This is a genomic window from Candidatus Angelobacter sp. (assembly GCA_035607015.1).
Classification (GTDB): Bacteria; Verrucomicrobiota; Verrucomicrobiia; order Limisphaerales; family AV2; genus AV2.
The window spans coordinates 1-9,381 of the sequence record DATNDF010000366.1 but is presented as its reverse complement, the minus strand read 5'-3'; the positions used below and the strand labels follow the sequence as shown (position 1 = coordinate 9,381).

Genomic DNA, 9,381 nt, shown 5'->3' with positions numbered 1-9,381 from the left:
GCGATGGCCGATCATCGGCGAGCAAAAGGCGCGAAAAGTTTTTTCGCTGACCTCGACCGGTCCCGGAATGTGCAGTTTCACGTGTCCCATAAGGGAGGCGAAAGTTTTCACAAGCGCGGCCTCGACGCAAGGGCGAGTTTTTTCTAGCGCCCCCATTCTCGAATGGAATTCCGACGTAGCGGTTTGCCAGGTCCAGAATCGGACCGTGATTCTGCCCGGTCATTTCTTGTCCTGTCATCCCCGTATTCGCGTTGACACTGGCAGTGCATCGCACGTGAGTTCGTTCACCAAACTCTTATCGCACAGGTCAATTCCCGGCGTGGATTTACCAAGATCGGTATAGTCCATGAAGCCGTCGTCACCGTCTTACCGTTGTGACGTTGAGTCGCAAAAGACGGACCGCTCCATCTGCTAACGACCCGCGACAATTCTCCGCGCGAGCCGATCAACGTGAACACGCCGAACCGATGCAATGACGAAAGGAATCACGACTATGTACCCCCGCTTACTCCGCCCTGTCCCCACCAAAACTCGTCGCTCCGCTTACGGTCTCGCAACATGGTTGATGGTCGTTGGAGGAATCCTGCTTGTCGTTGCGACCGTAAGTGCCACCGACCTCGTGTGGGTTGGCGGCACCGGCAATTGGAACGCTGCTGGCAACTGGACTCCTGCGCAGGTGCCCGGTACCGCGGACAACGCCTTCATCACGAACAACGGCACCTACACCGTTACGGTGCCTGCGAGCACCGCCGCCACGGCTGGCGGCCTCGTAATCGGCGGTGGTGCCGGCGGCACGCAAACTCTGTCCATTGACCGCGCGACACTGACATTGAACGGCGCAAGTGTGGTCAACACAAATGGAAATCTTGATTTGACGGTGTCCCAGAGCGTTCTCAATGGCTCTGGCGACCTGATGGTAAACGGCACATTGAACTGGGCCAACGGCACCATGAGCGGAACCGGCACGACAAGCATCGGCAGCAGCGGATTCCTGGTGATCGGATCCGGTGGCGTGACGCTCACTCGGACGGTGAACAACGACGGCACCACAACCTGGGCCGGGGGCAACCTGACCGCCTCGACCGGTGCTACCATCAACAATCTCGCTGGCGGGACATTCGACATCACTGCGGACGGCCATCTTAACGGCATCGCAACGACGCCCATCAGCAACTCGGGAATCTTTCGCCAAACCGCTGGAACCGCGAGCACCATCCTCACCGCACCCTTCAACAATAGCGGCACCGTGGAAGTACTAACCGCGGCCTTGAGTCTCAATCTCGGAGGAACTCACACCGGCACCATTAGCAACGCGCCCGGGGCCACACTACAGTTCAGTGGCGGTAGTCACGCGCTGGCGGTTGGTTCCCTAGTTACCGGCACTGGCATCGTGAGCGTCAACGGCAACGCCACGACGCTGACTGCCAGTGGCACTTTCGACGCGGGCTCCTCGTTGAGCGTCACGGCGGGCACTGTCACTCTTGCGCCCTCCTGCGACGTCAATAGTGCAATTCTGAATATCAACGGGGCCAACAGTCTCGTGAATTTCAACAGCTCCGGTACTGTGGCCGGCGTGAATCTAACCGGGGGGACGCTCGGTGGCACCAGCCCGGTGGCCGTCACGGGCCTGTTAACCCTGAGCGGCGGTTCGATCACTAGTGCGCTCGTCACAGCCGACGGTGGATTGAACATCAACGGCAGTGTCACGCTCAACGGCGGGAAGTTGATCAATCCCGGGCTGGCTATCTGGAGTGCGGGCAATTTTATCGGGGCCAATGGCGCTGTGTTCAGCAATCTGCTCGGCGCCACATTCATCAACACCTTCGATGGCAACGCCTCGTCGGGCGCGGGCGCCACGCCCACCTTCGTCAACGCCGGAACATTTGCGAAAACGAACGGTACGGCGGTTTTGGGAACCACTTCCATCGACTTTCAGTTCATCAACACCGGCACAGTGGAAGTTCAAACAAACACTTTGCGATACACCATCAATCAGCAAACCGGCGGGCTAACCATTCTCGACGGCGGAAATCTGGACGCGCAAGCCCAGCCCATTCAATTCGTGGGTGGCAGTCTGGTGGGCACCGGTCTCGTCACGGTCGCCAATCTCCAGAATGTCATCAACTCTGCCACAATCAGCCCGGGCTTTCCGCTGGGTGAACTGGACATCTCTGGAAACTACCAACAAACGGCTTCCGGGACGTTGAACATCGAGTTGGGAGGCAATTTGCCCGGAACAAATCTCGATCTGGTCACGGTCTCGGGCGGCGGGGCGGGAGGGGTTGCCACGCTCGGCGGTACACTCAATGTCACACTGACCAATGGATTTTCTCCCGCGAAAGGCGCGACGTTCACTTTCCTGACGGCGCTCAGCCGCGTCGGCGCGTTCGCGGCGTTCAATTACCCATCCAACGACATCGGCATGCAAGTGAGCTACGATGCGACTTCCGCAAAGGTTACCGTATCCAACTTGAAGCCCCTCGTGGCGAATCCAATCGTAGATCCTCCACCCGTCATTTACGGGTCGGCGTTCAATTTTCAATTTCCGGCCGATACATTTACGGACCCTGACAATGACCCGTTGAGCTACGTGGCGACGGGACTGCCGCCGGGCATCACTTTCGTCGGTGCCACGCGGACGTTTTCTGGTATACCGACCCAAACGGGCGTTTTCCCAGTCGAGGTGGCCGCCAGCGATGGAGGGAGTCCGAGCCTAACGGTGACGAATTCCTTTACCATCACCATCGACCCTTCCCCACTGTCCATCGCTGCCGACCCTCAGGTCAAGACGTATGGGGCTGCGGACCCAGAGTTGACCTACGCTGTGACCGGCTTGCAGTTTTCAGATACACGGTCTTCCGTGTTGACCGGCGCATTGACGCGGTCAGCGGGTGAAAGCGTGGCGGGCAGTCCGTACGCGATCGCGCAGGGGACGCTGGTTGCCAACGGCAATTATGCAATCAACTTCACGGGCAGCACCCTGTCGATCTCACCCGCGACACTGACGGTTGCGGCCCAGCCCGGGACAAAGACCTACGGCACGGCTGACCCTGCGCTAACCTTCGCCGTAAATGGCCTGCAGTTCAACGAGACGGCAGCGACCGCGTTGTCGGGCGCGTTAACGCGGGCCGCCGGTGAAACCGTGACGGGCGGCCCGTACGCGATCACACAAGGAACGCTGGTGGCCAACGCCAATTACACGATCAGTTTTGCGGGCAATACGCTGGCAATCACGAAGGCGGCGTTGTCTGTTACCGCCAGCGACAAGACCAAAACGTATGGCGGCGCTGATCCGGCGTTCACCGTGAACTTCACAGCCTTTGTCAACGGAGAGAATCAAAGTGTATTGGGCGGGACGCTCGCCTTCGCGCGCGCTGCGGGCGAGAACGTCGGAGACTACCTCATCACCCCATCCGGCCTGACGAGCGGGAACTACATCATCACTTTCAACACCGGTAACCTGAACATTGCCAGGGCTTCGCTTTCTGTCACCGCCGACAATCAGACCAAAACCTACGGTGATACGGATCCAGTGCTGACTTTCGCGGTGAGCGGACTGCAGTTCAACGACACCGTCGCGACCGCGCTGACGGGCGCGCTCACACGTACGCCAGGCGAATCGGTGGCCGATGGCCCCTACTCCGTCACTCAGGGAACGTTGGTTCCCAATGGGAATTATGTCATAAACTTCACGGGCAGTACACTGACTATCATCAAGGCGGCATTGTCCGTCATCGCCGACGCACAGACCAAAAGCTACGGCGCGATCGATCCGGCTCTAACCTTCGCGGTGGTCGGATTGAAGTTCAGCGACACGGTCGCCAGCGCGTTGACGGGCGTGCTTGCGCGATCGACCGGCGAAAGTGTCGCGGGCAGCCCCTATGGAATCACTGCCGGGACGCTGACGCCCAACGGGAATTACACGATAGGCTTCACTGCGAGTGCGCTGACGATCACGAAGGCCGTTTTGTCCGTCGTTGCCGACGCAAGGAGCAAGACATACGGCGCGTCTGATCCGGGGTTCACGGTGACCTACGGCGGTTTCGTCAATGGCGAGGATCAAGCTGTGTTGAGTGGCGCTTTGGCCTTCACACGCGCTCCCGGCGAGAACGCCGGAAGCTACTCGATCACTCCCAGCGGCCTGAATAGCGGCAATTACGCGATTACCTTTGAAAACGGCACGTTCACGATTGCCAAAGCGGCCCTGTCTGTCACCGCTGACACAAAGACCAAAACTTACGGCATGGCCGATCCGGCGTTCACAGTGACCTATGACGGGTTCGTCAATGGCGAGGACCCAGGTGTGTTGAGTGGCACATTGGCCTTCACTCGAACTCCGGGCGAGAACGCCGGGAGCTACTCGATTTCGCCCAGCGGTTTGACCAGCGATAACTACGCCATCGACTTTAACACAGGCACGCTGACCATTACCGCGCCAGCGCCGTTGTTATTTCCGCCAACTGTAACCACAACCAACATCGTGATCATCTGGACTGCAGTTACTAACGGGACCTATCAGGTCCAGTTCAATCCCGGCTTAAGTACGGCTGGCTGGACCGACCTATCCAGAGACGTCGTCAGCACCGGCAATACGGCTACGAATGTAGACGACAGCGTCCCGACCAACGTTAGTCGCTTTTACCGGGTGCGAGTCCTGCCCTGATGCGGATACGCGCACAGCGGCAAATGGGGATTCCCACGATGCCCCGCTTGCAGCCGGGGCTGGAAATTGAAAACGATTTACTTGACGGACACTCCCGATACATTGACGCGCATGATTCACGTGGGCATCGGTTATGACGTACACCGGCTTGTCGAAGGACGCAGACTCATTCTCGGCGGCGTGGACATTCCCCATTCAAAAGGACTGGACGGCCATTCCGACGCCGACGTTTTGATGCACGCGATTTGTGACGCGATTTTTGGCGCGTTGGGCGAGGGCGACATCGGCCATTTCTTTCCGAACAGTGATCCGCGCTGGAAAAACGCGCCCAGCAAGGTTTTTTTGCAGGAGGCCGCGCGCCAGGTCGCCTTCCATGACGGAAAGGTTGTCAACGTGGATGCGACCCTCATCGCGCAAGCGCCAAAGCTGGCGCCGCACATTCATGCCATGCAATTGAACATCGCGCAGGCTCTGGGCATCAATCCGAAACGCGTCGGCGTCAAGGCCACGACGAACGAGCAACTCGGTTGCATCGGTCGCGAGGAGGGCATTGCCGCGATGGCTGTGGCAGGTGTTGATCTGGCCGAGCAATAAGCAAGGAATGGGCGCCAAGGCGGAAATCAGTTGGAAAGGCCGGTCGGCTGACGGCGTTAAACGCGAGGTTTATGCTCGCCGCGTCGGCGGCGAGTGGAAGTTTTTCGTCCGCGAAAAACGCTACGACCAGTGGCAGTCCCTGGAACAGCCGCCGCTCGATGACTGGTTGGAATTACTGGATGCGGTTCGACGCCGGATTGCGCGCCGGCTGTTGCGACCCGAGGAGGAGATGCGGGTGACGAAAGTGATCCGCGAGCGGTTTCCTGAGGCGGATTTGTCATGAAATCGAGGCCGCTGATTCTCATCACGCCGTGCAGCGAACGCAAAGGCGCCGAATTCCTCGACATCTCATTGAGCCTTTCGGAATGCTACCCGCGCGCCATCGTTGCGGCGGGTGGCGTGCCGTGGGTGTTGCCGTGCTCCACGCCCGAAAACGGGATCGTCGAAGCCGTGCGCAGGTGCGACGGCGTGATGCTGACCGGCGGGGACGATGTTCAGCCAAAGCTGTACGCGCGACGTCTTTCAGCAAGGCTCAGGCGGACGGTCAGTCCTCCGGATCCTGCCCGGGATCTGTTGGAACTGCTTTTGATTCGCGAAGTGTTCCGGCAGCGGAAACCGCTGCTGGCCATCTGCCGTGGCCAGCAGATGCTGAACGTTGCCCTGGGGGGCACGCTGATTGTGGATATCACGAGGCAGGTGGCGGGTGCGCTGAACCACGTCCGTCTGGACCGGAAGGACAAAATCGTCCACAAAGTGGCATTGACGCCCGGCTCCATCCTGAACAAGATTGCCGGCAAGCAAACGCTTGGTGTAAACAGCTCGCATCATCAGGCGGTTGGACGTCTGGCAGATGTGTTGCGCGTGACTGCGGTCAGCATGGATGGGGTGATTGAAGGCCTGGAACTGGCCCGTCCGGCGGCGCAATGGTTGCCGTGGCTGGCGGGGGTGCAATTTCATCCCGAGCGTTTGTTTGAAAAGCATGGTGTCTTTCGGGAATTGTTCCGGAGCTTTACACGTGCTTGTGAACCGAAGCGGAAGTAGCCCGTATGAAAACGAAAATCATGGTGGTGGACGACGACATGAACATGCGTGATCTGATGCTCACGCTGCTCGAGTCGGAGGGTTACGAAGTCATTCCCGCGGAGAACGCGGCGGCGGCTCAGACCGCCTTCGAGGGTCCGCAACCAGACGTGGTGCTGCTCGATTTGCAACTGCCGGACGGTCACGGCCTCGACCTGCTGCCGGCCATTAAAAAACAGTGGCCGGAGACGGAAGTCATCGTCCTGACCGGCAACGCCACATTCGATGCTGCCGTCGAGGCCACCAAGCGCGGCGCCTACCACTTTCAAAACAAGCCTGTCGATCCCAAGAACCTGATGGTGCTCGTCAAGCGCGCCCTGGAACACAAACAATTGAGCGAGCAGGCCAGCTCGTTGCGGCAGGCGCTCTCGACCATGACCGGCGGCGCGTCGCCGATCTTCCAAAGCTCCGCGATGAAGGCCGTCGTGCGCACCGTCGAGCGGGTTGCGCCCAGCGACGTTTCCATCCTGCTCACGGGCGAGAGCGGCACCGGCAAGGAGGTCATCGCCGATTTGTTTCACGCCCTGAGCACGCGCGCCAAGGGACCCATGATCAAGGTCAATTGCGCCGCGCTGCCGCGCGAGTTGATCGAAAGCGAGCTGTTCGGGTCGGTCAAGGGCGCCTACACCGGCGCGCAAGCCGACCGCGAAGGGTTGTTCCGCCAGGCCGACGGCGGCACGCTGTTGCTCGACGAAATCTCGGAGATGCCCATCGACACACAAAGCAAACTGCTGCGCGTCCTGCAGGAGAAGGAGGTCCGGCCCGTGGGCGGGCGCACCAGTTACAAGAGTGATTGCCGCGTCATTGCGGCCACGAATCGCCCGCCCGAGGAAGCCATCAAGTCCGGCAAACTGCGCGAGGATTTGTATTACCGCATCAGCGCCATTTCCATCGCCCTGCCGCCGCTGCGCGACCGGCGCGAGGACATCCTGCCGCTGGCCAACTCATTCCTCAAACGCTTCGCCGCGCAGGCCAACCGCGTCATCACCGGATACACGCCGGCCGCGGCGGAACTGCTCCGCAAATTCGACTGGCCCGGCAACGTGCGCCAGTTGCAGAACGAGGTGCAGCGCGCCGTGCTCATGTGTGAAGGCAAGCAGGTGGACGTGCAGGATCTGTCCATCAACGCGCCACGGGCCGAAACACCGGAGGACGACACAAACCTGACGTTGATGGAGGCGATGGAGCGCAACACCATCGTTCAGATGCTCAAGGAAACCGGTGGCAACAAACTGGAAACCGCCAAACGCCTCGGCATCGGACGCCAGACGCTCTACAACAAGATCAAGGCCTACGCGATTGAGACGTGAAGCGGACTGCGGCATCGCCTCTCTTTTCCATGAAAGCATCCTTCCGAGGTTTCTTGCTCGTCGGATTCGTTGCTGCACTCACCAGTTGTGTCTCCACCAACGTCACTCCAGGACCAACAGTCCGGATTGCTTACAACCACCAACGCCCTGCTGACTATCAGCTTATTTTCTTCGTCAACACCCACAGCTTGAAACCTCCCATCGCGACGCTTGCAGACAATGATGGCTTCCCGCTCATGGCAACGCTATACGCTAAACCTTGGGAGTATCAAGGAATGCAGGGGATTATGTTTAAAGTTGTGTTTACTGGCGGCGCAAAAGGGACTGGCGTCGCCGTAAATCTATGGCAACCGAATATGAAAGGACCGTTCACTATCTCGCCATTAAACTGACTGCGAGTGGCACCGCCATCTAGAGCATTTTAAAATAAACTGTGGCCGTTCTGAATTCACTTTGATATGCTTTGGGCATGCGAACGCTTTCGCTGGATTTGCGCGAACGAATCTTAGCTTCCTACGACCGTGAGGAGGGAACCCGCGAGCAGGTCGCCCAGCGTTATCGCGTCTCGCTGGGCATGGTAAAAAAACTCCTGCAACAGCGGACGCGCACTGGAGATATTGGCGCCCGCCATCGTTACTCGGGACGCAAGCCCCTCATTGAGCCCAGCCACCGAGAACAGATGCGCACGCTCATCGGGCGCAAGCCTGATATGACCTTGCGGGAAGTGCGCCAGGCTGTGAAGTTGGACTGCACTTTGCCGGCCATCCACTACGCTCTGCGAAAAATTGGGCTGACATATAAAAAAAGACACTCCATGCCACCGAACAGGATCGCCCGGACGTGGCACGGGCGCGGCGGCTCTGGCGGCGGCGGCAAGGCAGCTGGGACCCCGCACACGCCTGATCTTCCTGGACGAGTCCGGAGCCAAGACCAACATGACCCGGCTCAGAGGTCGGGCTCCCCGGGGTGAGCGTGTTCGCGGCAGTGCTCCTCAGGGTCATTGGAACGCAACGACGCTTTTGGGAGCGATCCGGCTGGACGGGGCGACGGCCTGCCTGGCGATCGAAGGCGCGACCGACGCGGAAGTTTTCCAAGTGTACGTGCGCGAGGTCTTGAGCCCCATGCTGCGAGCTGGCGACGTGGTGGTCATGGACAACCTTCCGCCCCATAAAGACGCAGCCAGCCTGGGACTCATCGCGCAGCGCGGCGCGGAGGTTCGCTTTTTGCCCGTCTACTCACCGGACCTTAATCCCATCGAAAAAATGTGGAGCAAAGTTAAAGGCTTGTTGCGTAGCGCGGAGGCGCGCACCCAACCCGCCCTGCATGAGGCGATCACCTACGCGCTGGCCAAAGTCACGCCTCAAGACGCCATGAATTGGTTTGCTTCCTGTGGCTACAGTTTTATTTAAACTGCTCTAACGTTTGCGAAAGGCACCCGGGATTGTACGCCGAAGAGGTTGTCACACCCCGTCACCCAAACCGTCTCCCGTGATTTTACAGCCGACTTGCCTTGATAACCCTTCCGCGGCCTTGACGCGTCTGTCATCGGAGGTCCACACGGGGACCGTGCCTTTGCAAACATCTCGGTTCAAGGCGGACGATACAGGGGCTATTTCCGTCCGGCCCGTCAACGGCTTTTCTTTGACCGGCCTGAGCGATTCACTTAACGTTTTGTCTTGTGATTGCGCGGCACTGTCTGCTTTTTGCGGTGAAGTCTCCGCCCCCGAGCGGGTC

General features: G+C 59.3%; 8 protein-coding genes. 7 read left to right on the top strand and 1 reads right to left on the bottom strand.

What is annotated here, in order from left to right:
- The first annotated feature begins 493 nt into the window (after window positions 1-493).
- The 6 genes from VN887_14765 (at window position 494) to VN887_14740 (ending at window position 8,039) form a co-directional block, all read left to right on the top strand.
- Complete coding sequence (locus VN887_14765) at window positions 494-4,663, top strand: MBG domain-containing protein (protein HXT41269.1); 4,170 nt, start codon at window positions 494-496, stop codon at window positions 4,661-4,663.
- Between the two features lie 111 nt (window positions 4,664-4,774).
- Entirely contained in the window at window positions 4,775-5,257 is a 483-nt protein-coding gene (ispF, locus tag VN887_14760) for a 2-C-methyl-D-erythritol 2,4-cyclodiphosphate synthase (GenBank protein ID HXT41268.1), read from the top strand.
- Window positions 5,258-5,264: 7 nt separating this feature from the next.
- Window positions 5,265-5,540: a hypothetical protein gene (locus VN887_14755; GenBank protein HXT41267.1), complete on the top strand. Its 276-nt coding sequence runs from the start codon at window positions 5,265-5,267 to the stop codon at window positions 5,538-5,540.
- The gene (locus tag VN887_14750; protein ID HXT41266.1) at window positions 5,537-6,298 is read left to right on the top strand and encodes a gamma-glutamyl-gamma-aminobutyrate hydrolase family protein; all 762 of its coding nucleotides are present in this window, start codon (window positions 5,537-5,539) and stop codon (window positions 6,296-6,298) included. The genes VN887_14755 and VN887_14750 overlap by 4 nt, the downstream gene beginning before the upstream one ends.
- Window positions 6,299-6,303: 5 nt before the next feature.
- Window positions 6,304-7,647 (top strand): sigma-54 dependent transcriptional regulator, encoded by a 1,344-nt coding sequence (locus VN887_14745; GenBank protein ID HXT41265.1) that lies wholly within the window; start codon window positions 6,304-6,306, stop codon window positions 7,645-7,647.
- A 29-nt stretch (window positions 7,648-7,676) separates the two neighbouring features.
- Window positions 7,677-8,039, top strand: coding sequence for a hypothetical protein (locus tag VN887_14740; GenBank protein ID HXT41264.1), 363 nt, complete (start codon window positions 7,677-7,679; stop codon window positions 8,037-8,039).
- Window positions 8,040-8,152: 113 nt separating this feature from the next.
- Here the strand turns inward: VN887_14740 and VN887_14735 are convergent, their stop codons facing one another.
- The gene (locus VN887_14735) at window positions 8,153-8,317 is read right to left on the bottom strand and encodes a hypothetical protein (protein HXT41263.1); all 165 of its coding nucleotides are present in this window, start codon (window positions 8,315-8,317) and stop codon (window positions 8,153-8,155) included.
- A gap of 265 nt (window positions 8,318-8,582) precedes the next feature.
- Between VN887_14735 and VN887_14730 the strand changes: the two genes are divergently transcribed.
- On the top strand, window positions 8,583-9,056 hold the full coding sequence (locus VN887_14730) for an IS630 family transposase (GenBank protein HXT41262.1): 474 nt from the start codon (window positions 8,583-8,585) through the stop codon (window positions 9,054-9,056).
- Window positions 9,057-9,381: the final 325 nt, after the last annotated feature.